This is a genomic window from Kitasatospora sp. NPDC091335 (assembly GCF_044757205.1).
GTDB lineage: Bacteria > Actinomycetota > Actinomycetes > Streptomycetales > Streptomycetaceae > Kitasatospora.
In genome coordinates this window covers 211760-233845 of sequence record NZ_JBIVUM010000005.1, presented here as the reverse complement: position 1 = coordinate 233845, position 22086 = coordinate 211760, and the positions used below count along the sequence as shown (strand labels likewise).

General features: G+C 74.7%; 21 protein-coding genes and 1 pseudogene. 9 read left to right on the top strand and 13 right to left on the bottom strand.

What is annotated here, in order from left to right; genetic code table 11:
- Position 1: 1 nt before the first annotated feature.
- Positions 2-1078 carry a TolB family protein gene (locus tag ACIQOW_RS14735; RefSeq protein ID WP_401084098.1) on the bottom strand — a complete coding sequence of 359 codons (1077 nt, stop codon included), beginning with the start codon at positions 1076-1078 and terminating at the stop codon, positions 2-4.
- A gap of 105 nt (positions 1079-1183) precedes the next feature.
- Positions 1184-1849 (bottom strand): class I SAM-dependent methyltransferase, encoded by a 666-nt coding sequence (locus tag ACIQOW_RS14730; RefSeq protein ID WP_401084096.1) that lies wholly within the window; start codon positions 1847-1849, stop codon positions 1184-1186.
- A 286-nt stretch (positions 1850-2135) separates the two neighbouring features.
- Between ACIQOW_RS14730 and ACIQOW_RS14725 the strand changes: the two genes are divergently transcribed.
- A complete protein-coding gene (locus tag ACIQOW_RS14725; RefSeq protein ID WP_401084095.1) occupies positions 2136-4490 on the top strand; it encodes a glycosyl hydrolase family 18 protein in 2355 nt (784 codons plus the stop codon).
- A gap of 75 nt (positions 4491-4565) precedes the next feature.
- Here the strand turns inward: ACIQOW_RS14725 and yidD are convergent, their stop codons facing one another.
- The 5 genes from yidD to ACIQOW_RS14700 form a co-directional block, all read right to left on the bottom strand.
- On the bottom strand, positions 4566-5123 hold the full coding sequence (gene yidD, locus ACIQOW_RS14720) for a membrane protein insertion efficiency factor YidD (RefSeq protein ID WP_401084093.1): 558 nt from the start codon (positions 5121-5123) through the stop codon (positions 4566-4568).
- Positions 5124-5219: 96 nt separating this feature from the next.
- The gene (locus ACIQOW_RS14715; RefSeq protein WP_401084092.1) at positions 5220-5990 is read right to left on the bottom strand and encodes a hypothetical protein; all 771 of its coding nucleotides are present in this window, start codon (positions 5988-5990) and stop codon (positions 5220-5222) included.
- A 1828-nt stretch (positions 5991-7818) separates the two neighbouring features.
- On the bottom strand, positions 7819-9225 hold the full coding sequence (locus ACIQOW_RS14710) for a family 2B encapsulin nanocompartment shell protein (protein WP_401084090.1): 1407 nt from the start codon (positions 9223-9225) through the stop codon (positions 7819-7821).
- A 729-nt stretch (positions 9226-9954) separates the two neighbouring features.
- A complete protein-coding gene (locus ACIQOW_RS14705) occupies positions 9955-11409 on the bottom strand; it encodes a PLP-dependent aminotransferase family protein (RefSeq protein WP_401084088.1) in 1455 nt (484 codons plus the stop codon).
- A gap of 125 nt (positions 11410-11534) precedes the next feature.
- Positions 11535-12125, bottom strand: a complete 591-nt coding sequence (locus tag ACIQOW_RS14700) for a universal stress protein (RefSeq protein ID WP_401084086.1) — start codon at positions 12123-12125, stop codon at positions 11535-11537.
- Positions 12126-12609: 484 nt separating this feature from the next.
- On the opposite strand from ACIQOW_RS14700, the gene ACIQOW_RS14695 reads away from it, so the two are divergent.
- Positions 12610-13005 carry a transglycosylase family protein gene (locus tag ACIQOW_RS14695; protein ID WP_401084085.1) on the top strand — a complete coding sequence of 132 codons (396 nt, stop codon included), beginning with the start codon at positions 12610-12612 and terminating at the stop codon, positions 13003-13005.
- Positions 13006-13129: 124 nt separating this feature from the next.
- Here the strand turns inward: ACIQOW_RS14695 and ACIQOW_RS14690 are convergent, their stop codons facing one another.
- Positions 13130-13753, bottom strand: coding sequence for a pyridoxamine 5'-phosphate oxidase family protein (locus ACIQOW_RS14690; protein WP_401084083.1), 624 nt, complete (start codon positions 13751-13753; stop codon positions 13130-13132).
- A 188-nt stretch (positions 13754-13941) separates the two neighbouring features.
- On the opposite strand from ACIQOW_RS14690, the gene ACIQOW_RS14685 reads away from it, so the two are divergent.
- Positions 13942-14853, top strand: coding sequence for a helix-turn-helix domain-containing protein (locus ACIQOW_RS14685; RefSeq protein ID WP_401084081.1), 912 nt, complete (start codon positions 13942-13944; stop codon positions 14851-14853).
- 134 nt (positions 14854-14987) lie between these two features.
- Here ACIQOW_RS14685 and ACIQOW_RS14680 read toward each other — a convergent pair whose 3' ends face one another.
- Positions 14988-15422 (bottom strand): CBS domain-containing protein, encoded by a 435-nt coding sequence (locus ACIQOW_RS14680; RefSeq protein WP_188300275.1) that lies wholly within the window; start codon positions 15420-15422, stop codon positions 14988-14990.
- A 175-nt stretch (positions 15423-15597) separates the two neighbouring features.
- Here ACIQOW_RS14680 and ACIQOW_RS14675 point away from each other — a divergent pair, with 175 nt between their 5' ends.
- The 5 genes and pseudogenes from ACIQOW_RS14675 to ACIQOW_RS14655 all read left to right on the top strand — a co-directional run bounded on the left by ACIQOW_RS14675 (position 15598) and on the right by ACIQOW_RS14655 (position 19216).
- On the top strand, positions 15598-16503 hold the full coding sequence (locus ACIQOW_RS14675; RefSeq protein ID WP_401084079.1) for a helix-turn-helix domain-containing protein: 906 nt from the start codon (positions 15598-15600) through the stop codon (positions 16501-16503).
- Positions 16504-16506: 3 nt separating this feature from the next.
- Complete coding sequence (locus ACIQOW_RS14670; protein ID WP_401084077.1) at positions 16507-16941, top strand: VOC family protein; 435 nt, start codon at positions 16507-16509, stop codon at positions 16939-16941.
- A 4-nt stretch (positions 16942-16945) separates the two neighbouring features.
- Positions 16946-17293 (top strand): MmcQ/YjbR family DNA-binding protein, encoded by a 348-nt coding sequence (locus tag ACIQOW_RS14665; RefSeq protein ID WP_401084075.1) that lies wholly within the window; start codon positions 16946-16948, stop codon positions 17291-17293.
- 69 nt (positions 17294-17362) lie between these two features.
- A pseudogene (gene ligD / locus ACIQOW_RS14660) lies at positions 17363-18232 on the top strand (non-homologous end-joining DNA ligase); the annotation flags it as partial.
- 129 nt (positions 18233-18361) lie between these two features.
- Entirely contained in the window at positions 18362-19216 is an 855-nt protein-coding gene (locus tag ACIQOW_RS14655; RefSeq protein WP_401084516.1) for a DNA ligase, read from the top strand.
- Between the two features lie 32 nt (positions 19217-19248).
- Here ACIQOW_RS14655 and ACIQOW_RS14650 read toward each other — a convergent pair whose 3' ends face one another.
- The 4 genes from ACIQOW_RS14650 to ACIQOW_RS14635 are packed head-to-tail and all read right to left on the bottom strand — an operon-like array spanning position 19249 to position 21072.
- Complete coding sequence (locus tag ACIQOW_RS14650; RefSeq protein WP_401084073.1) at positions 19249-19833, bottom strand: type 1 glutamine amidotransferase domain-containing protein; 585 nt, start codon at positions 19831-19833, stop codon at positions 19249-19251.
- 11 nt (positions 19834-19844) lie between these two features.
- The gene (locus ACIQOW_RS14645) at positions 19845-20141 is read right to left on the bottom strand and encodes a PRC-barrel domain containing protein (RefSeq protein ID WP_401084071.1); all 297 of its coding nucleotides are present in this window, start codon (positions 20139-20141) and stop codon (positions 19845-19847) included.
- 4 nt (positions 20142-20145) lie between these two features.
- Positions 20146-20568, bottom strand: a complete 423-nt coding sequence (locus tag ACIQOW_RS14640; protein ID WP_401084069.1) for a hypothetical protein — start codon at positions 20566-20568, stop codon at positions 20146-20148.
- A gap of 57 nt (positions 20569-20625) precedes the next feature.
- Positions 20626-21072, bottom strand: a complete 447-nt coding sequence (locus tag ACIQOW_RS14635; RefSeq protein ID WP_401084067.1) for an HAD family hydrolase — start codon at positions 21070-21072, stop codon at positions 20626-20628.
- Positions 21073-21371: 299 nt separating this feature from the next.
- On the opposite strand from ACIQOW_RS14635, the gene ACIQOW_RS14630 reads away from it, so the two are divergent.
- Entirely contained in the window at positions 21372-22079 is a 708-nt protein-coding gene (locus ACIQOW_RS14630) for a DUF4328 domain-containing protein (RefSeq protein WP_401084065.1), read from the top strand.
- Positions 22080-22086 lie beyond the last annotated feature (7 nt).

Here is a 22086-nt window from a genome sequence, read left to right as displayed (position 1 = left end):
CCTATCCGGCGGGCGCGGGAATCCGCCAGAGGGCGGCGGGGTGGGTCTCGCCGCCCGGGGCGGACTCGAAGGCGATCCACTGCCCGTCCGGGGACCAGCTCGGCGCACCGTCGTAGGCGGAGTCGTCACGGGTCACCCGGACGGGCGTGCCGCCGCCCGCCTCCACCACGAAGACCTGGGCGTTGGGCAGATCGCCGAGGTTGGAGGAGAAGACCAGGAAACGGCCGTCCGGGGACCAGCTCGGGTCGGTGTGCTCGCCCGGCGCCTCGGTGACCTGCCGCAGTCCGCCGCCGTCCGCCGCGACCGTCCACAGCGACCAGTCCTCCCGGCCCGCGGTCCGCCGCTGGAAGACGATCCGGTCGCCCCGCGGGGACCAGTTCGGCTGCCGGTTGTCGGTCCCGGTGGCCGGGCCGTCCACCAGCGGGACGGGCGTGCCGCCGGTGCGGCGGACCTTCCAGAGCGAGTCCCGCCCAGCCGCGTCGCCCGCGGCGGCGCGCTCCGGCTCGTGGCTCTGCTGGAAGACGATCCACTCGCCGTCCGGGGAGAAGCTCGGCTCGCTGTAGCCGCTGTCGTCGGCGTGCCTGGTCACCCGCTCGGGGGCGCCGCCGGGCTTCATCAGCCAGACCTCGTCGTGCTCGGACTCCCGGTCGGTGGCGAAGGCGAAGGCGTCGGCGGCGGCGTTCCAGCTGGTGCCGGGAAGGTTGACCGCCGCCTTGTCCGGATCCTCCACCACCTTGCGCGGCGCGCCGCCGTCCAGTGGCAGGACGCTGAGGGCGGCGGCGCCCTGGTTGTAGCCCCCGCTGAACTCGGTCAGCAGCACCGACCGGCCGTCCGGGGCGAAGGCCGGATTCTGGGCGCTGTGGCCGCCCGCGGCGCGGTAGAGCAGCCGCGCGCCGTCGGCACGGCGCTCGGCACCTTCCCCGGTCGGCCACCGCCGTTCCGCATCGCCGGAACCCGAAGCGGAAGCGGAGCCGGAGCTGGGGCCGGGGCCTGGGTCCGAGCCGGAGCCCGAACCGCTGCATCCGGCCAGCAGCAGCGCGGCGGCGGCCACCGCCGCCGGGAGCACACGAGTCCTCATGCCCCACAAGCTAGTTGACGATACGTCAGTTGTCTTACGCCGCCAGGTGGATCGGGCCTCGCCGTCCGGCAGGTGTGGCCGCGCCGCGCGGAGGGCGCCGGTCCGTCACCCCGCGCCGCGCTCCAGCCGCACCAGCGCGTCCACCGCGACCCTGGCGTCCTCGCCGCCCTTGCCTCCGGTGCCACCCCCGCCGCCCCGGTGCCCGGGCTCGCCGCCGACCGTGCGGTGCACCCGCTCGGCGCGGACGGTGCGCAGCCCGCGGTCGGCGAGGTCCGCCAGGACGTCCTGCGGGGTGAAGAGCAGCGCCGGGTCCTGCGGGCCGCCGACGCCCTCGGTGAGGTTGCTCAGGTCGTGCCCGACGACCAGCAGGGTGCCGCCGGGGGCGAGCGCGTCGGCGGCGCGACGCAGGGCGGTCCTGCGGTCCGCGGCGGGGATCTGGAGGTAGGCGACCAGGACGAGGTCGTAGCCGGCGGCGGGGGCTTCGACGGCGCGGGCGTCGCCGTGGCGCCAGGTGAGCCGGTCGGCGACCTCGTCGGGCAGGTCGGAGGTGAGCCGTTCGGCACGTTCCAGGGCGACGGCGGAGAAGTCCAGTCCGGTGACCTCCCAGCCCTGGGCCGCCAGCCAGATGGCGTTGCGGCCCTCTCCGGCGGCCAGGTCGAGGGCGTGGCCTGGGGTGCGGCCGGTCAGTTCGCGGACCACCCACTGGTTGGGCTCGGCGCCCCACACCAGCTCGCTCGCGGCGTAGCGGTCGTCCCAGTCCTGGCTGTCCATCGCGCCTCCTCGTCCGGCGGGCCTGCTCGTACCGGTCAACCTACCGGGCCCCGGCGCCCCCGGTCGGGAACGGTCCAGCGGGCGGACACCCTTGACGGCGAATATTGGTCCAGTCCAATCTGTTCAGTCGTGACGTGAACGGGTCGGAGGCCCGTCCCGTCCGCGCACCGTTCGTCAGCACGCGTCACCAGCCCGCGGCGCCCCCACCGCGCCCGGGCCGGCTCCCCACGGCCCACCCGGGCCACCGCACCGCCGGAACCCCCCACACATCCGGAGGACCCACCGCATGCACGACCGTGTCCTGCCCGCACAGCCCGCCCACCCCGCCGGGGAGCGCGCCGGCCGTCGGGCCGCCCACCGCAGAAGGGCCACCGCACTGGCCCTGGCCGCCACCCTGACCACCAGCGGTGCCGCCATCGCCCTCACCTTCGGCTCCGCCTCGGCCGCGCCGGTCAACCTGCTGGCCAACGGCGACTTCGAGGCCGGCACCCTGGCCGGCTGGACCTGCTCCAACGGCTCGGTCGTCACCAGCCCGGTGCACGGCGGGAGCCGCGCGCTCAGCGGCGCCGCCTCCGCCGGCGACACCGCGCAGTGCCAGCAGACCGTCGCCGTCCAGCCGAACACCACGTACACCCTGGCCGGCTGGGTGCAGGGCAGCTACGTCTACCTGGGCGCCACCGGCACCGGTGTCAACGCCTCGGCCTGGACGCCGGGCGGGACCGGCTGGAACCAGCTGAGCACCACCTTCACCACCGGTGCCACCACGACGTCCGTCTCGGTCTTCACCCACGGCTGGTACGGCACCGGCACGTACTACGCGGACGACCTCACGCTGACCGGCCCCGGCGGCCCCACCTCGACCGCCAGCCCGACGGCCACCGCCAGCCCCACCGCCAGCCCGACCGCGACGGCCAGCCCGACGGCGACCACCAGCCCCACCGCGACCGGCAGCCCGACCGCCACCGGCACCCCGACGGGCACCCCCACGAGCACCACCCCGACCCCGACGGCCACCGCGAGCGGCCCGGCCGGGGACGGCAAGGTCACCACCCCGACCGGCTTCGCGGTCACCAAGGCCACCTCCAACGCGGTGGTGCTCACCTGGCAGCCGTCCACGCTGACCAGCGGTGACGGCCCGGTCTCCTACAAGGTGTGGTCCAACGGCCAGCTGGTCGCCACCTCGATGGGCACCTCGGTCGCGGTCAGCTCGCTGCTGCCGGGCAAGAGCTACACCTTCAGCGTCCAGGGCTACTCCGGCAGCCACGCCTCGGCCCAGTCCGCGCCGGTGAGCACCACGACCGCGGCCGCCCCCGCCCAGCAGCCGATCCGCTCGGCCTACTTCGACCAGTGGGGCGTCTACGAGAACGCCTACAACGCGAAGAACGTCGACACCAGCGGCGCGGCGGGCAAGCTGGACGTCGTCCACTACGCGTTCGCCAACATCGACCCGACCAAGTTCACCTGCTTCCAGGCGGTGAAGGCCTCCGACTCGGGCAACGAGAACAACCCCAACGCCGGTGACGGCGCGGGCGACGCCTACGCCGACTACCAGGCCGACTACAACTCCGGCACCAGCGTGGACGGCAGCGCCGACACCTGGGAGCAGCCGCTCAAGGGCAACTTCAACCAGCTGCGCCAGCTGAAGGCCAAGTACCCGAACCTGCGCTTCACCATCTCGATCGGCGGCTGGACGTACTCCAAGTACTTCTCCGACGCGGCGGCCACCGACTCCTCCCGGAAGGCCTTCGTCTCCTCCTGCGTCGACATGTTCCTCAAGGGGAACCTGCCGACCGGCGTGGCCGGTGACGCCTCCGGCGGTCAGGCCTCGGCGGCGGGCCTCTTCGACGGCATCGACCTCGACTGGGAGTACCCGGGCTCGGCCGGCGGCCACACCGGCAACCACTACTCCCCCGCCGACAAGCAGAACTTCACCCTGCTGCTGAAGGAGTTCCGCACCCAGCTGGACACCCTCGGCGCCGCCCAGGGCAAGCGCTACCTGCTGACCGCGGCGCTGCCCAGCGGCCAGGACAAGGTCGCCCAGCTGGAGACCGACAAGATCGGCAACTACCTGGACTTCGCCGACGTGATGTCCTACGACATGCACGGCGCGTGGGACGCCACGGGCCCGACCAACCACCAGGACCCGCTGCACGACAGCCCGGCCGACCCGACCACGCCGATCACCCCGGGCACCCGCAAGTACAACGTGGACACCACGGTCGCCGCGTACACCACCGGCCTGCCCGAGTACGGCATCCCCGGCGGCTTCCCGGCGAACAAGATCGTGCTGGGCATCCCGTTCTACTGGCGCGGCTGGACCGGCGTGCCGGCCGGCTCGAACTACGGCCTGTACCAGAGCGCGACCGGCCCGACGGCGAAGAAGCCGCTGAGCCAGGAGGCCGGCCTGGCCGCCTGGAAGGAGCTCAACCCGACCGCGGCGCAGACCCACTGGGACCCGGTCACCGAGAGCAGCTGGGTCTACGACGGCACCAACTTCTGGACCGGTGACACCCCGCAGGCCGTCCAGGCGCGCGGGGCCTACGCCAAGAGCAAGGGCCTGGGCGGGCTGTTCGCCTTCTCCCTGGAGAACGACGACGCCTCCGGCACGATGCTCAACTCGATGGACAGCAGCCTGCGCTGACGTCTCGTCATGAGAACGAGCGATGGCCCGCGCGGAACTCCGCGCGGGCCATCCGCGAGCCTGCGGTGCCGCCGTTCAGCGCGGCGGCACCGGGTCCGTCCCGCCGGCGCCCGGGCGGCAGCGCAGCAGCCGCCCGGCCGTCAGCCGGGCCCCGCGCAGCGCGCCGTGCCGGTGCAGCGCCTGCACCGCGTACGTCGAGCAGGACGGGGTGTACGGGCAGCAGGCCGGACGGCGGGGGCTGACCTCGGTGCGGTAGTGGCGCACCGCCCCGTACAGCACCCCGGCCGCGAACCCGCGCGGGGCAGGGGCGGACGGGTCGGCCGCCCGGTGCCCCCGCGCCCCGGTGAGGGCGAAGCGGACGCCGGACACCATCATCACGGGGATCAGCGCGATCAGACAGGGGTCGGCGAACTCGCAGCAGCCGTCGGCGCAGCAGTCCGACCCCTCCCTGCCCAGGCGCTTGCGCCGCTCGGCCTTGGCGTGCTCCTTCTTGCGGTAGAGCTTCCGGTACTCCTCCCATGCCCGGCGCTGCTTGCGCCGTCGGAGCCGCTCGGCGGCGGGCAGCCACCACCAGGCGCGCTCCGGGCGGGCGGGCGGGTGGTGGGCGCCGAGATCCGGCGTCGGGTCGGACACTGCTGACGATCCCCTCGTTCGCTCCGCCGGGGGCCGACCCCCGACGATCCGGGCAAGATTATCCGAGGATCATCTGCCCGGATCCACGCCGGCCGGTCAGCCGCTGAGGTCGAGCGAGGGGAAGAGGTCCTCGAACGGCTGGGTGGTCACCGAGACGCTCCGGGAGAACGGGTTGTCGAAGTCCCAGATGATGAACAGCAGGAAGGAGATCAGCACGCTGAAGCAGAGCGCCAGGATCAACTCCCGCGGCGTGCGCCGGATCTGGAGCGCGAACAGCATGCCGACGGTCACCACCGCACCGCCGATCAGGCCGAGCCAGACCACCCCGGGCATGCTCGGCCCGGCGTTCTGTCCACGCTCGTTGCGGGCTTCGGAGGCCTGGCTGATCCGGTCCATGATCGGCTGGTAGCCCTGCGACTCCAGGTCGGAGGCGGGCGACCGGGTGGCCACGTCGTTCCTGAGCTTCAGGAGCAGCTGGTCACCCTTCTCGGTGATCGAACCGGTCTCCTTCATGTAGGACCACTCGGTGTTCACCACGTACGTGACGTAGGCATCCACATCGGCGCGGACCTGGTCCCGGAACTCCGCCGGGTAGACCACCGCCCGGTCGCTCACCTCGCGCAGCGACTGCGCCTCGTTGAACAGGTCGTCCTGGGCGGAGCCGCGCGCCTCCCAGACACCCGCGATGGCAAGACCGAGGACGATCGCGTAGACCACCCCGATCATCATCGTGATGTACTCGATGACGTCCGGGGTCTCGTCGGTGTTCTCCTCCGCGGTCGCGCGGCGCTGCCTCAGCAGCACCACCACCAGGACGACGGCGCAGGCCGACGCCATGGCGATGATCAACGCTACCAGCTCGGACATGGGAACTCCCTTCTCTGGCTTGGCTTGTGGCGGAACGGAAAGGCAAGGGGGACGGCCCCGGCCCGGTCCGCCGACCGGCTCCCGGCCGGCGGACCGTCAGGGGTCGATCAGGACCGGCCGGAGCGGCCACCGCCGCGCGCTCCGCCACGGCCCGGACGCAGGACCGCCGCCGCGAGCACGCCGGGCAGCATGATCACCAGCAGCGTGGTGGTCATCGAGGTGCTGCGGCTGGGCTTGGCCTGGGACAGGGGCTGCGCCGCCGGGACGCGGTAGGTCGGCCGCGCCGACGGGGTCGGCCACAGCGGGCTGGGACGGGCCGGGCTCGGCGAGGCGGCGGGACTGGGGGCCGCCGGACTGGGCGCGGCCGGGCTCGGAGCCGCCGGGGCCGGGGTTGCCGGGGCCGGGGTTGCCGGGGCCGGGACGGGTACGGCCGGCGCGGGAGCGGGCGCCGCGGGAGCCGGGGCTGCCGGTGCGGGCGCGGCCGGAGCCGGGGCGGGTGCCGGGGGCGGTGCGGGCGCGGGCGGTACCGAGGGTGCGGGTGACGCTGGAGGCGCGGGCGAGGCCGGAGACGGGGTGGGAGCCGGCGTCGGACTGGGGGAGGGTGCGGTCGGCGACGGCGTGGGGGTCGGCGACGGGCTCGGGGTCGGCGACGCGGTGGGCGTCGGGGTCGGACTAGGTGTCGGGGTCGGCGTGGGGGTGGGAGTCGGCGTGGGGGTGGGAGTCGGCGTGGGGGTGGGAGTCGGCGTGGGGGTGGGAGTCGGCGTCAGGGTGGGGGTGGGAGTCAGTGTGGGCGTCGGAGTCGGGGTGAGGGTCGGTGTCGGGCTGGGCGTGTGACTGGGAGTCGGCTTCGGACTGGGGGTCGGCTTCGGACTCGGGCTCGGACAGGGGTGCGGGTGGTGATGGTGATGGTGGTGGTGATGCCCGCCGTGGCCGCCGTACCCGTCGCCCTCGTGGTCGTCACCGCCGTACCCGTCGCCGTCCGGCCCCTCGTCGTGCCCTTCGCTCGGGTTCCCGGACTCGCTCCGCAGACCCGCCGGACGCGAGGGCGTGGGGAAGGACGCGGTGGGCACCGGACGCGAGGGCGTGGGGAAGGACGCGGTGGGCACCGGACGTGAAGGCGTGGGGAAGGACGCGGTGGGCACCGGACGTGAAGGCGTGGGGAAGGACGCGGAGGGCGCCGGACGCGAAGGCGTGGGGATGGGCGCGGAGGGTGTCGGGGTGGCCTTGGGGGTGTGGCAGGGGTGGTGGCCGTGCGGGGGCTTGGGCTTGTGGTGGCCGAGCCCGGCGCCCGGGCTGACGCTGACCCCGACCTGGACGTCCACGTCCACGCCGACCGTCACCTGCCCGCCCGGCCGCACCGACATCGACACATCGGTCTCGCCGCACACGCAGGTGTCCACCACCGGGCCGTGCGGGTGCCCGCCCGGGTACCCGGCACCGGAGGCCGTCGCCCCGGTCACCAGCGCGCAGATCGCCACCACGCCGGCCGCCGCGCCGATCAGCCGCACCTGCCGCCCGGGGGTCGCGCCCCCGCCGCCGTCGGGCGGTATCCGGCGGATCTGCCGAAGCTGGGGCATGGGCTCCACACACCTCTCGGATCGTCCGGGGAGGACGGAACGGGCTCGGGCCGACCGGCCGCGAGGGAATGGGCAGAATGGGCAAGGCCGTCGAATGCGGTCACATTTCCGACAGAAACCCCTTCGGGCACGACCAGAAGTGATCAGAAACGATCAGGCGGACGGCCCGCCTTCGGGGGCGGGCCGTCCGTCATCAGGTCAAACGATCTTCGAGCCGGCCGGTTACGGTCCGCGCCCGCTGTTCCGTGCGCTCAGCTGCGGCGGTTCGCGATCTCCACGTTCTCCAGCACACCGACCGCGTCCGGCACCAGGATGGCGGTCGAGTAGTAGGCGCTGACCAGGTAGGAGATGATCGCCTTCTCGTCGATGCCCATGAAGCGGACCGACAGCGACGGCTGGTACTCGTCCGGGATGCCGGTCTGGTGCAGGCCGATGACGCCCTGGTTGTCCTCGCCGGTACGGATCACGAGGATCGAGCTGGTGTTCTCCTTGGTGATCGGGATCTTGTTGCACGGCAGGATCGGCACCCCGCGCCAGGCCGGCACCTGCTGCCCGCCGAGGTCGACATGGGCGGGGTACAGCCCGCGGGCGTTGAGCTCCCGGCCGATCGCGGCGATGGTCCGCGGGTGGGCGAGCAGGTAGTCGGGGTCACGACGGCGGTTGAGCAGCTCGTCCAGGTCGTCCGGGGTGGGCGGGCCGGACTGCGTCTGGATCCGCTGGTCGAAGTCGGCGTTGTTGAGCAGGCCGAACTCCGGGTTGTTGACGATCTCGTGCTCCTGGCGCTCGCGCAGGGCCTCGATCGTCAGCCGCAGCTGGTGCTCGATCTGGTTCATCGGCTGGTTGTAGAGGTCCGCGACGCGGGTGTGGACCTTCAGGATGGTCTGCGCGACGCTCAGCTCGTACTCACGCGGCTTGAGTTCGTAGTCCACGAAGGCGCCGGGCAGCTCGTACTCGCCGTGGTGGCCGGCCGACATGGCGATCTCGGCCTCGCCGCGCTCGTTCTGCGCCTGGAGCGGCAGGGCGAGGAAGGCCTGGAGGTGCTCCTGGAGGCCAGGCGCGTTGTCCCGGATGGCGGCGAAGTCCGCCCGGGTCAGCGTCAGCGCGACACCGGCGGTGGCGGTCTTGGCCGTGAACTCCCAGACGGCGTCGGGGTTCAGCAGCGCGTCCTCGCCGAACCGGTCACCGTCGCCGGCCACGCCGACCACGGTGTCGTCGCCGTACTTGCCGGTGCCGATCTTGTTGATCTTGCCGTGCGCGATCAGGAAGATCCGGTCGGCGGCCTCGCCCTGGGTGGCGAGCACCTCACCGGGGCCGAAGTCCCGCTGCTGGCAGCGGTCGGCCAGGGCGGTGAGGACGTCCTCCTCCTCGTAGCCGCGCAGCAGGGCCAGCTCACCGAGCTCGGCCGGGATCACCCGGACCTGCGAACCGGTCTTGATGAACTCCACGACGCCGTTGCCGACGGCGTAGGTGAGCCGGCGGTTGACGCGGTAGGCGCCACCGGCCGCCTGCACCCAGGGAAGCACCTTGAGCAGCCAGCGGGAGGTGATCTCCTGCATCTGCGGTGCGGACTTGGTCGTGGTGGCAAGGTTCCGGGCAGCGGCCGTCGCAAGGCTCTGCTGCTTGACCTGCTCTGTCTCCGGGCTCGTGTCCACGGGCATCGGCAGGACTCTCCATTCCTGTGGTCTGGTCACACGCCCGGGGGCACACCGGCCGCCCTGGCGCATGCCGTGACGGATCATCAGATCCGATTACTGGTGGGGGCGCTGGCGAAATCAAGCGAAGAAGCGGCCGCCGTCTCCCGGCGACCCACCCGGAACCCTAGATCACCAAGGCCTCGCCGGGCCCGCACGGAGGCCGACTACCCCCCGATAGGGTGAATCTCGCCCAGTCCACTTCCACTGCGCCGAGGACTGCAGGAACAATCGTTCGCCACTGCGATCCCCGTGCTGCCCAAGGCCTCCCACCCTGGCCACGGCCCTGCCGGAGCACCTGGGAATCCGCCGCCCGGCGTCAACCCGGCGCACACCACCCCGGCGGTTCGCGCTGGTGCCGGCCGGTGCCGGCCGTGTCGCCCGTGGTTCCCGTACCGCCCGCGGCCGCGCGGTCGGCCACGGCCGCGCGAAGGGCCCGCCAGGTGCCGGCACGGGGGAAGCCGGCACCTGACGGGGGATCGGGGGCACGGACGTCGTCGGCCTCGCCGCCCCGAGGAGCGTAGGCGCCACTCCCCCGGGGATCACCCTCCTCGGCCCCGGTCCGTACCGACGCGGGAGCGGCCTGCGGACACCGGGCACCCGGCGGTCGCGTTCCGACCGCGCGGGCGCGCCCGGGGGCCTATCCTTCGCCGCCCTCCCCCGCCGCACTCACCGCCCGCGCAACCCGCGCAGCCCTCAGCCGCACGGCGGCAGGATGTCGCAGAGCGCGGTCAGCGCCGCCTGGTAGGCGTGGTCCGGCGGGGTGGCGTAGCCGACCACCAGGCCGTCGGCGGCGGGCATCAGTTCCTCGCCGATCGCCGGGTGCCGGTAGTCGGCGAGCCCCTCGACGGCCAGGCCCCGGTACGCGGCGGCCTTGAGCACCGAGCGCTCGGTGCCCGGCTCCAGGCGCAGCACCGCGTGCAGTCCGGCCGCGATGCCGGACACCTCGACGTGCGGGGCGCGGGCGGCGAGCGCGGCCACCAGCCGGTCGCGGCGGTCCCGGTACTGGCGGCGCATCCGGCGCACGTGCCGGTCGTAGCCGCCGGAGTCGATGAACTCGGCGAGCGTGAGCTGGTCCAGGGCACTGGCCCAGCCCTCGCGTTCGCCCTTGGCGGCGAGCACCCGGTCCACCAGGTGGTCGGGCAGCACCATCCAGCCGAGCCGCAGCGCGGGGCTCAGGCTCTTGCTGGTGCTGCCGAGGTAGACCACCCGCTCGGGGTCGAGCCCCTGGAGGGCGCCGACCGGCTGGCGGTCGTAGCGGAACTCCCCGTCGTAGTCGTCCTCCAGGACCAGCCCGCCGCGTCCGCGCGCCCAGTCGACCACGGCGGCGCGGCGGCCCGGGTGCAGCGGACCGCCGGTCGGGAACTGGTGGGCGGGGGTGAGCAGGGCCGTCCTGACGTCCCGGTGCCGCGCCAACTCGCCCGTCCGGGCACCCCGTTCGTCGATCGGCAGCGGCACGGTGGCGACGCCGGCGGCGGCCAGCAGCCCGCGGTGGAAGCCCAGCCCGTACGCCTCGACGGCCAGCGGTCCGTGCTCGGCGGGCGGCAGCGCCGGCGCGGCGCCGTCGAAGAGCAGCCGCAGCGCGTGGGCGAAGCCGGAGCAGACGACGATCCGGTCCGGGTCGGTGCGCACCCCGCGGGCGCGGGAGAGGTAGTCGGCCAGGACGGTGCGCAGTTCGCGCCGGCCGTGCGGATCGCCGGGCCCGAAGGCCTCGTTGGGGGCCGCGGTGAGCGCCCGGCGGGCGGCGGCGAGCCAGGCGGCGCGTGGGAAGGAGGCGGCGTCGGGCCGGCCCTGGCGCAGGTCGTGGGTGGGGCCAGGCCGGCGCGAGGGGCGGCGGGCCCGGGCGGGCGGGACGGGTTCGGCCCGCTCCGCGACGGTGGTGCCGGAGCCCTGACGGGCGGTCAGCCAGCCCTCGGCGACGAGTTCGGCGTAGGCCTCGGCGGCGGTGTTGCGGGCCAGGCCGAGGTCGGCGGCGAGGGCCCGGTAGGGCGGCAGCCGGGTGCCGGGGGCCAGTCTGCCGCTGCGGATCGCCTCGCGCAGCGCCGCCATCAGCGCCGCGCGGCGGCCGCCGCGTGCGGGCAGGTCGAGGTGCAGGTCACTGCCGGTCGGGTGGGCGGGCCCGGAGGGGTGCGTGCCCCGCGTGTCCGTCATGGTCACGCACCCTACCGGCCGCCGGGACACGGCCCTGCGGGCGGCCCGGCCCGCAGCCCGGGCCACCGGCTACGGGCTACGGGCTACGGGCTACGGGCTACGGGCTACGGGCTACGGGCTACGGGCTACGGCACGACGGTGACCGGCCAGCGGCCCGCCTTCACCAGCCGGACGGCGACCGACCCGATCACCTTGTGTCCGGCCTGCTCGGAGACCCCTACCACCACGGCGTCGGCACGCAGCTCGTCCGCGAGCTTGGCGAGGCCGGTGTACGGGTCACCGCGCATGGTCAGGAAGCGCCACTCCACCTGCCACACCTCGCGCACCCGGTGCTCGGCCTCGCGCAGCGCGGCCAGCAGCTCCTCGGCGATCTCCTGGGTGGTCTCCTCCACCGCGGCCCCGGCCAGGGCGGTCGCGGCGCCGAGGATCGGCTGGATGTAGGCCACCGCGAGGACGGCGCCCTGCCGGCGGGCCAGTCCGGCGGCGTAGGCGGTGGCGCGCCAGGAGGAGTCGGAGCCGTCCAGACCGGCCAGGACCACCTTGGGGCCGTCGGTGCCCAGCTCGAAGCCCGTGGGCGCGGCCGCGGCCTCGTGGTGCCCGGCGCCGGTCGGCAGCCCGGCCGTGGCAGCCCCTCCCGGGCCGGCCGCCGCCCCGCCCGTACCGGCGGGCGCCTCTCCCGCGTCCGCCGTGTCCGCTGCATCGCTCTCGTTGCTCATGCGCCGAGGCTATGCCCGCCACCGGGAGTGACCGCAGGGGGCACGGCGGGTGAGGGCTGTGGTGCGGGCCACCCCGGTCGCCGGCCGACGCGGCGGAATCGGCACCGGCGGCGGGCGGCCCGTCACGCACCGTCGACCGTGTGGGCGGCCTCACAGCGGTTCCGGGGCCGGTTCGGAGTGGCGCGGGCCACTTCCGGGGGTGCTTTGATCTTGGAAATGGGTGCAAATCGGGCGAAATTGGCACATTTCCTTGATCTTTACCGTCGGTAACAGCCCTCTGACGTGGCTAAACCTTCAAATCCTTGAAACCGGCACGACCACCCCCGTAACTTCGAACTCGTTGCACCGAGCGATCCGCTCCGGCCGGGCCTCCGAGGCCCCCGGGCAGGACGGTGCAGGACCACGCGAGTGACGTGTCCCCGAAACCGACGGCCTTCCGAGGGCCTGGTTCCGCGTGCTCGCAGACCCCTCCGAAAGGAACTCCATGACCTTCCGTAACGAGACCGCCGCTGCCACCACCACCGCCACCCCGAAGCGCCGCAACCGCGTCCGGATGGCTCTGATGGCCGGGGCGTTCACCGTCCTGCCGGTGGCCGGCCTCGTCACGGCCACCAGCGCCTCCGCCGCGCCGGCTTCGGTCTGGGACAAGGTCGCCGCCTGCGAGGCGACCGGCAACTGGGCCATCAACTCCGGCAACGGCTTCTACGGCGGCCTGCAGTTCACCTCCAGCACCTGGGCCGCCTTCGGTGGCACCGCCTACGCCCCGCAGGCCCACCAGGCCACCAAGGACCAGCAGATCGCCATCGGCGAGAAGGTCCTCGCCTCGCAGGGCCCGGGCGCCTGGCCGGTCTGCTCCGTCAAGGCCGGTCTGACCAAGTAGGACCGCAGGGCCGTACCGGCCGAGGCCGCCGCACCCCATCGGGGGTGCGGCGGCCTCGTCGCGTTCCACCGGCGTCACGTTCCGTCCACGTCCCGTTCCGTCGGCGGGGCGCGACCCCCCGGCCTCAGTCGTCGGTGCCGGACCCGCCGGTGCGGGCGGCGGCCGGGGCGGGTCGGGGCGGCAGGGGCATCGGGACGGCCGGCAGGCCGTCGATGCTGGTGCCGACCAGTGGCTTGCGCTCGCAGTAGGCGCCGAACTCCTCCTCGCCCTTGCGGTCGAAGTACTGGGCGTGCAGGTCACGGTCGGTGCGGTAGTCCATGAACGGCACCGCGTACCCGCAGGAGTCGCTCACCCGCTCCGCCCTGACCAGCACGATCGCCCGCAGGCCCGAACCGTCGGCGGCCCGGCCGAAGTGGCCGAGCAGCCCGGCGAAGCGCGGGTCGTCCCGGAAGACGGGCTCACCGCACCCGTGCACCCGCACCACGGTCGGCGGCCCCTCGAAGGCGCACCACATCAGGGTGATCCGGCCGTTCTCCCGCAGATGGGCGACGGTCTCGGCCTGCGAGCCGCCGAAGTCCAGGTAGGCGAGGGTCAGCTCGTCGATCACCACGAGGGTTCCGGAACGCCCCTTGGGCGAGAGGTTGACGTGTCCGTCGGCGGCCAGCGGGGCGGTGGCCACGAAGTAGACCGGCTGACGCTCGATGAACTGACGCAGCCGACCGTCGATGCTTTCGTACTGCTTTCCCATGGGCGCGATTCTGCCCGCTTCCCCACCACCGGGAAAGCACGATCCGGCCCTTGGGACGCGAGGCCGGGCGCCTCCGTTCGCGCCCGTTCGCGCCCGTACGCCGCCCCGCGCGGCCGCCCGACCGGCGCGGGAGGGCGCCTACCATGGGGCTGCACCTGTCACCCGCCGGTCCCAGCAGGGGAGTTGCGATGATCCGGAGCACCCTCCCGCCCACCGCGCCCGGGACGGTCCTCGGCGTCCCCGCCGCCCCGCTGCGCGGACACGTCCTCGGCTACCGCGGCTACCGGCTGGCCCTGCGGCAGCCGCGGCGCCGGCTGGAGGTGCCGACCGACGTCGTCACCGTGGCGCTCGCCTTCGAGGGCGGCGTGCGCCTCGCCGACGCCGTCTCCCTCGCCCCCGCCGCCGCCTTCGGTTCGGTCGTGGCAGGGCTGCGCCGCACCGCGACGATCGCCGAACACGCGGGCGTGCTGTACGGGTTGGCCGTGTCACTCACCCCGGAGGGCGCGTTCCGGGCGTTCGGGCCGCTGGCCGGCGAACTCGGCGGGCAGTGGGCCGAGGCCGGGGACGTCCTGGGCCCGCGACTGCGGGCGCTGACCGACCGGCTGGCCCACGCCCCGAGCTGGCCGGCCCGGTTCGCCATGCTGGACGGCTACTTCGGCGCGCTGTTCGCGTACGGGCCTGACTGGGACCCGTCCGTCCACTGGGTCTGGCGGCAACTGCGGCGCTCCCACGGGCTGGTGCCGATCCGCACCCTGGTCGAGGGCACCGGGTGGAGCCGCCGCCGGCTGGAACTGCGCTTCCGCGAGCACCTCGGAGTGGCCCCCAAGCAGGCGGCGGGAATCCTCCGGCTCCAGCACACCCTCACCGCCCTGGCCGCCCACCAGGACCGGCACACCGGCGACCGCCCCACCGGCGCCGACCTGGCCGTGCGCTGCGGCTACTACGACCAGTCCCACCTCGACCGCACCTTCCGCACCATGGTCGGCTGCTCGCCCCGCGAGTTCCTGGCCTCCCGGCACACCGCCGCCGCGGCCCTCCCCGAACCCGCCGACCGGGTCAGCGGGCGGGTGACCAGCGCCGTCCTGGACGCCGGAAGCTAGGGCCGCGGCCGGGCGCTGCGCGTTTGTACAAGACGCGCCGGTGCCCCGCCCGGCATGCTCGGAGGGTCCGGCCGGTACGGGGGTCCGGCCGGTCACCGGGGCGGCGGGGGCGGGGCACGAGGGGTGTCGGCCGGTCAGTGCTTCATGTAGACGCTGTCCATGAACTCGATGATCTGCTGATCGGTCAACCGCTGGCCCTCGCGGTGGCCCATCGCCAGGTCGGCCTCGCTGATCATGCCCACCAGCCGGTCCCCGTCGATCACCGGGATGCGCCGGATCTGGTGCTGCTCCATCTTGCGCAGCACCGCCTCCATGCTGTCCTCGGCCCGCACGCAGTGCAGGTGGCCGGACAGCTCCATGGCGGTCATCGTGGCCGGGTCCTTGCCCTCCGCGATACATCGCAGCACGATGTCGCGGTCGGTGATGATGCCCTTGAGCTTCTGGTCGTCACCGCAGATCGGCAGTGCGCCCACGTTCTTGTCACGCATCATCCGCGCGGCCTCGGCCAGCGTCTGGTGGGCGCCGATGCACTGGGCGCCGGTGTGCATGATGTCTCGGGCAGTGGTCACGGGGACTCCTTCGTCGATGGTTCCCCCCACCAGGTCCCCCCGCCCCCCGGCGGTGCTCCCGGACTCCCGCCGTCGGAGCGGGAGGGGTGTGACCGCGCCATCACCATAAGCAACCCCGCCTCGGCCCGCGACCGCTGCCCGGCGCCGGACCGCCCCGACCGCCGATACTGGAAGGGTGACCACGGATGCCCGCGAGGCAGTCGACGAGGCCGTCCGGGCCCGGCCCGCGACCGCGCTGCGCCCGTACCTGGCCTGGTACTCCGGCTACCGGCAGCGCGGCCTCGCCCCCGCCCTGCACCGCGGACTGCCCTCCCCGTACCTGACCTTCATCCTCACCCTCGACGAACCGCTGGTGATCGCCGGGCACCCCGACCCCGCGCAGCCGCCCGGCAGCTACCCGACCCTGCTCGGCGGCCTGCACACCACGCCCGCGCTGATCACCCACGACGGCGCTCAGTCCGGGGTGCAGATCGCCGTGCACCCGCTCGCCGCCAGGGCGCTGTTCGGGCTGCCCGCCGGGGAGTTGGCCGGGATCGACATGTCCGCCGAGGAGGTGCTCGGCCGATCCGCCGAACGGCTCCGGGAGCAGCTGCTGGCGGCCGGCGGCTGGGCGGAGCGGTTCGCCGCACTGGACGGGGCGCTGCTGCGGGCCGCCCGCCCCTCCGGCCGGGTGCCGCCCGAGGTCGGCTGGGCCTGGCGGGCGCTGCGGCGCAGCGACGGCGCCCTGCCGGTGGCCGAGCTGGCCAGGGAGACCGGCTGGAGCGCCCGGCACCTCCAGGATCGGTTCCGCCGGGAGACCGGGCTGACCCCGAAGGCCGCCGCCCGGGTGATGCGCTTCGACCGGGCCAGGCGCCTGCTCTCCGCGGGATCGCCGCCCCGGCTGGCCGAACTGGCCGTGCGCTGCGGGTACTTCGACCAGGCGCACCTGGCCCGTGAGTTCCGCGCGCTGGCCGGGGCGGCACCGAGCACCTGGCTGGCGGCGGAGGGGCCGGAGCAGGCGAAGTTCCGAAACGTCCAAGGCGGGGCCCGGGCGGCGGCCGCACAGTGGGAGGCAGAACGACCCGCGCTTTCCGAGGAGTGAGCCATGGACACCACCGAGACCCCCGCCCCGCAGGTCTGGCCCAACCTGCGGGCCACCGACGCCCGGGCCCTGATCCGCTTCCTGGTCGACGCGTTCGGCTTCCAGGAGGTCGTCACCTACGGTGAGGACGAGGTCGTCCGGCACGCCGAACTCGCCTGGCCCGAGGGTGGCGGCGTGATGCTCGGCTCGGTCCGTGAACCGGCCGAGGGCGCCGAGCCCTGGCCGGGCCGGCCGGGCGGCTTCACCGCGTACGTGGTCACCGCCGATCCGGACGCCGTGCACACCCGCGCGGTGGCCGCCGGGGCCAGGATCCTCATGGGGCTGTACGAGACCGACTACGGCTCGCGCGACTTCGCCGCCATCGACCCGGAGGGCAACCACTGGTACTTCGGCACCTACCGGGGCGCGCCCCGGCCCGCCGCCCGCCCGCGGGGGTGACGTCATGCGCACTCCGGTGGAGCGGCTGCGCGCGCTGTGCCTGGCGCTGCCGGAGGTCGAGGAGCGGGTCAGCCACGGGGAACCGAGCTGGTTCGCGGGCTCCGGACGCCGGGCCCGGATGTTCGTGATGGTCTCCGACCACCACCACGACGACCGCCTGGCCTTCTGGTGCGCGGCGCCCGGCGGGGCGCAGCAGCGGCTCGTCGGGGAGGACACCGAGCGCTACTTCCGGCCGCCCTACGCGGGGCACCGGGGGTGGCTGGGCGTGCGGCTGGACGGGCCTGCGCCGGACTGGGGCCGGATCGGGGACCTGGTCGCGGACGCCCACGCGCTGGTCGGCCCGGGGCGGTAGCGCCCGGGGCGGGGCAGACTGGCTGCGGGGGCCACCCACCGGAGGCTTCGGAGGCGGACCGTGCCGCAGATGACGGTGGACGGGCGCACCCTCGCCCTCTCCCACCTCGACAAGGTGTACTACCCGCGCACCGGCACCCCCAAGGGCGAGGTGCTGCGCTACTACGCCGCCGTGCACACCGTGCTGCTCCCCCACCTGCGCGACCGTCCGGTCTCCTTCCTGCGCTGCCCGGACGGGGTCGAGGCGGCGGTGTTCGTCGCCAAGAACCCGCCGCCCGGCACCCCGGACTGGGTGCGCACGGTGGCGGTGCCGAGCAACACCGGCGAGCTGCGCCAGGTGGTGCTGGAGGACGGCGCGGCGCTGCTGGCGGTCGCCAACCTGGGGTGCCTGGAGCTGCACGTCCCGCAGTGGCACGCCGCGGCGCCCGCCCTCGCCGACCGGCTGGTGCTGGACCTCGACCCCGGTGAGGGCGCGGACGTGCTCACCTGCCGGACGGTCGCGCTGCTGCTGCGCGAGCGGCTCGCGGCGGACGGGCTGGCGGCCTGGGTGAAGACCTCGGGTTCCAAGGGCCTGCACCTGCTGGTCCCGATCGAGCCCACGCCGAGCGCCCGGGTCTCCGGGTACGCGAAGGCGCTGGCGGCCGCCCTGGAGGCGGAGCACCCGGAGCTGGTGGTGCACACCATGGCCAAGGCCAGGCGGGTGGGCCGGGTGCTGGTCGACTGGTCTCAGAACAACGCCAAGAAGACCACCGCCGCGCCGTACACCCTGCGGGCCCGGCCGCTGCCGACCGTCTCCACCCCGCTGGCCTGGGCGGAGCTGGCGCGGGCCGGCGCCGAGCGGGACCTGGTCTTCACACTGGCCGAGCTGCCCGACCGGCTGGCCGCGCGGGGTGACCTGCTCGCCCCGCTGCTGGACCCGGCGCGGGCCCGCCCGCTGCCCCCGGCATCCCCGGCGTCCCCGGCGTCCCCGGCGTCCCCGGCACCCTCCGCGCCCCCGGCCTCGTCGGCGTCCTCCGCGCCGGGCCGGGAAGCGCCGCCGCGCCAGGTGCTGCACCCGCCCGTCGAGGTGATGCGCCCGGCCGCCGTGACCGCCGTCCCGCCCACCGACGGCCTGGGCGGCGGGGGCGTGCGGTACGAGCTGAAGCTGGACGGCTTCCGCTGCGTCGCCTTCGCCCGGGGCGAGCGCCCGGCGTACCTCCAGTCCCGCAGCGGCCGCGACCTCGCCCCCGAGTTCCCGGCGATCGCCGCCGCCGTCGCCCGGCTGCCGGAGGGGCTGGTGCTGGACGGCGAACTGGTCGCCTGGCGGGACGGCCGGTTCGCCTTCGGCGAGCTGCTGCACACCCGCCGGGCCCGCGCGGCGGCCCCTGAGGTGGTGCTCGGCCTGATCGCCTTCGACCTGCTGGCGCTGCCCGGCCGCGACGTCCGCCGGCTGCCGCTCACCGACCGCCGCCGGCTGCTGCTCGCCGCCCTCGCCGACGTCCCGCCGCCGGTCCGGCCGGTCATGGCCACCACGGACCGGACGGAGGCGCTGGAGTGGATGGAGCGGCTCGCCGACACCGGTGTCGAGGGCCTGGTCTGCAAGGCCGCCGCCTCCCCCTACCGCCCGCGCGGTGCGGGGCACGTCTGGGTCAAGTACCGCCGCGGCGACACCCTCGACGCCACGGTCCGCGCGGTCACCGGACCGGCCGGCCGGCCGCACGCGCTGATCCTGGGGCTCGACGACGGCCGGGTGTTCCTCACCGCCCCGCGGCTCACCCCGGTGCAGTCCCGCGAGGTCGCCGAGGTCGCGGGCCCGCTGCTCGGCCCGCCCGTCGCCGACCCCGACCACGGCCGGGTCCACCCGCTCACCGCCGTCCTGCGCGCCGAGATCACCCTCACCGGCCGCCCGCCCACCGCCACCTTCGTCCGGCTCAGGGGCGACTGACGGCCGCGATCGCGCGGTGGGCCCGCCCGGCCTCAGGTCCGGCGCCTCCCCGTCGCGTGGGCGAACTCCGTCACGAAGGCGTCGTCGAACAGCGGCAGGTCGGCGGGCTTGCGGCTGGTGACGAGCGGTCCTGGGCCGTCGTGGCAGACGTGGACCGGCTCGTCGACCCAGTGCGCGCCGGCGTTGACCAGGTCGGTGCGCAGGCTGGGCCAGGAGGTGAGGGTGCGGCCGCGCACGGCGTCGGCCTCGATCAGGGTCCAGGCGGCGTGGCAGATCGCCGCGACCGGACGGCCGGCGGCGCAGCAGGCGTGCACGAAGGCGACCGCCGGCCGGTCCAGGCGCAGCCGGTCGGGGTTGGCGACGCCGCCGGGGAGGACCAGCCCGTCGTAGTCGGCCGGATCCGCCTCGGCGACCGGGACGTCCACGGCGAAGGTGTCGGCCGGGGCGTGGTGCCGGACGGCCTGGACCCGGCCCCCGGCGGTGGACAGCAGTCGCGGGGTGCCGCCGGACTCGGCCACCGCCTGCCAGGGGTCGGTCAGTTCGACCTGCTCGGCCCCGTACGGCGCGACCAGGAAGGCGATCGTCCGGCCGGTCAGGGTGGTGGACGGCCAGCCCATGGTCCCCGGCCTCAGCGCGGGTGCGGGGCGGTCAGGTCGACGGCCGCGGGCGGGGCGGAGCTGAGCCTGGCGCGCGGGCAGTCGAGGTGGACGGCGCGGTCGAGGTGGTCGAGCCTGGCGACCAGGCCGGCCGGGACGAGCACCCGGGTGCCCGGCACCCAGGGCTCGGCGTCGACCAGCAGGTGGTCCCCGGCGTCCTGCTCGACCCGGCCGACCGGGCCGTCGGTGGCGTGCACCTCGTACCCGACCAGGGTGACGTCGGCGGCGGGATGGGAGCCAGGGCGGTGCTCCCACAGTTCGGTGGTCATCGCCTCACGCCTCCGGCCGGTCCCAGGGGCGCCGTTCGCGGCGCTCCCGACGTTCCCCGAGGTCCTCCGGGTCCGCTGGTTCGACGCGGCGCCGGGCCGCGCTCCGGCGGCGCAGCAGCTCCGCGGTGGCGACCGCGGCCGCCACCGTGGCCGTCCAGACCACGCCGAGCGCGACCAGCACGGCGGTGGTCGGGGTCCGTACCCCCACCCCGAGGCAGATCACCGTCATCACCAGGGCGGTCAGCACCACCCCCGTGGAGATCCGGCGTCCGATGCCGCGGAGCACGCCCCTGAACCGGCTGGGCGGCTTCTCGCCCATCGTGCTCAACTTGCGGTCGAGCCGTGTGTCCTGGCGCAGATCGGACTCGATCTCCTCAAGGAGCCGCCGCTCCCATCCGCTCAACGCGGGTCCGTCCATCTCGGTCACCTCCGACACCTCCGGTGACGTGCTGGCACCGGGGCGGTTGCCCGGTGCGGGCAGGCGCTAACCGTTCCGGGCACCACCTGTTCCGGCGCCGACCGGCCCGAAGGCCCTGGGGCGGGCGAGCAGGCTGTCGTCCAGGATGCCCAGCAGGGCCGCGGCGTCGCGGTGGACCTCGGCCGCACCCGCCGCCCGCAGCTCCGGGCCCGCGTCCCGGCCGGCCGCCAGGGCGACGCACGGCACCCCGGCCCGCCGCGCCGCCCGTACCTCGCGCACGCTTCCGGCGACGGCCACGGCGTGCCAGGGCCTGCTGCCCACCAGCTCCAGGGCGGCCCGCACCGGGTCGCCCCCGGGGTCGGCCACGGTCAGCGCCGGTGCCCCGGCGGGCCCGGGCCCGGTCAGCACGACCGTCCACCCCCGGGCGGCGCACTCGCGCAGCAGCTCGGCACCGCCGGGCAGCGCGGGCTGCCACCAGTCGGTACCGAAGAGAGCCGCCGAGATCACCGTCATGGCCACCGCTTCCGTTCGCGGGCGCCGCATCGAACGCGCCCTTCCAGGTTAGGCCGCTCCCCGGCCGCGCGCGCAGCCTGCGGCTCCGCCGGTCCGGAGCGTGGGCCGCCGTACCGGCGCGGGGCCCGGGTCCGCGCCGGGACGGCGGCCGCGCGCCGGTGCCCGCCGGGTATCCACCGAATCGCCCGCCGCCCCTCGCGGGTTCACCTCCGGGACCGCGAAACACACTGGTCAGCCATGATCCGCTGGCCCTAGGGTGTCGCTCCGTCCCATTGGTCCAGTCCAGGAGTCCCGCCCCGATGCCTTCCCCCGCCGTGTACCGCTCGCCGAGATCGAGCGCCATCGCCGCCACCGTCATGCTCGCCGTGAGCGGCGCCGTGTCGCTGGTCTCGCTCGGCACATCCGTCAACCTCTACGGGGAGGTCGGCACGTTCGCCGCGGACGTCGACCTGAGGCTGGTCGACGGGTCCGCAGTGCTGGACGCGTACGCGCTGCACAAGAACGTCGGCACGCTCCAGGTGGTGACCCTGGTGGCTTCGGTGGTCGCCTTCATCGTCTGGTTCCACCGGGTCCGGGTGAACGCCGAGATCCTCGACCCGCACGGGCACCGGCTCCGACGCGGCTTCGCGATCGGCGCCTGGTTCCTCCCCATCGCCAACCTCTGGATCCCCCGGCAGATCGCGGGCGACATCTGGCAGGCCGGCGCCCGGCCGGACGGCTCCGGAGTGCGTCCGCGGCTCCCGCAGACCCTGCTCACCCTCTGGTGGGGGGCCTCTCTGGGGGCCGGGGCGCTCGCCCGAATCGGCACCGTGTACACCGATTCGGCGGAGTACCCGGACACATACCAGCAGGGCGTCGCCTGGCTGATCGCCTCCGACCTGGCGATGGTGGCGGCCGCGGTCCTCGCCGTCCTGGTGGTCCGCAGGCTGACGGCCACGCAGGAGCAGCGGTTCGCCGAGGGCGCCACCGCCGCGTACGGGGTCCACGGCGGTACGGTCTGGGGCTGATCCCCGC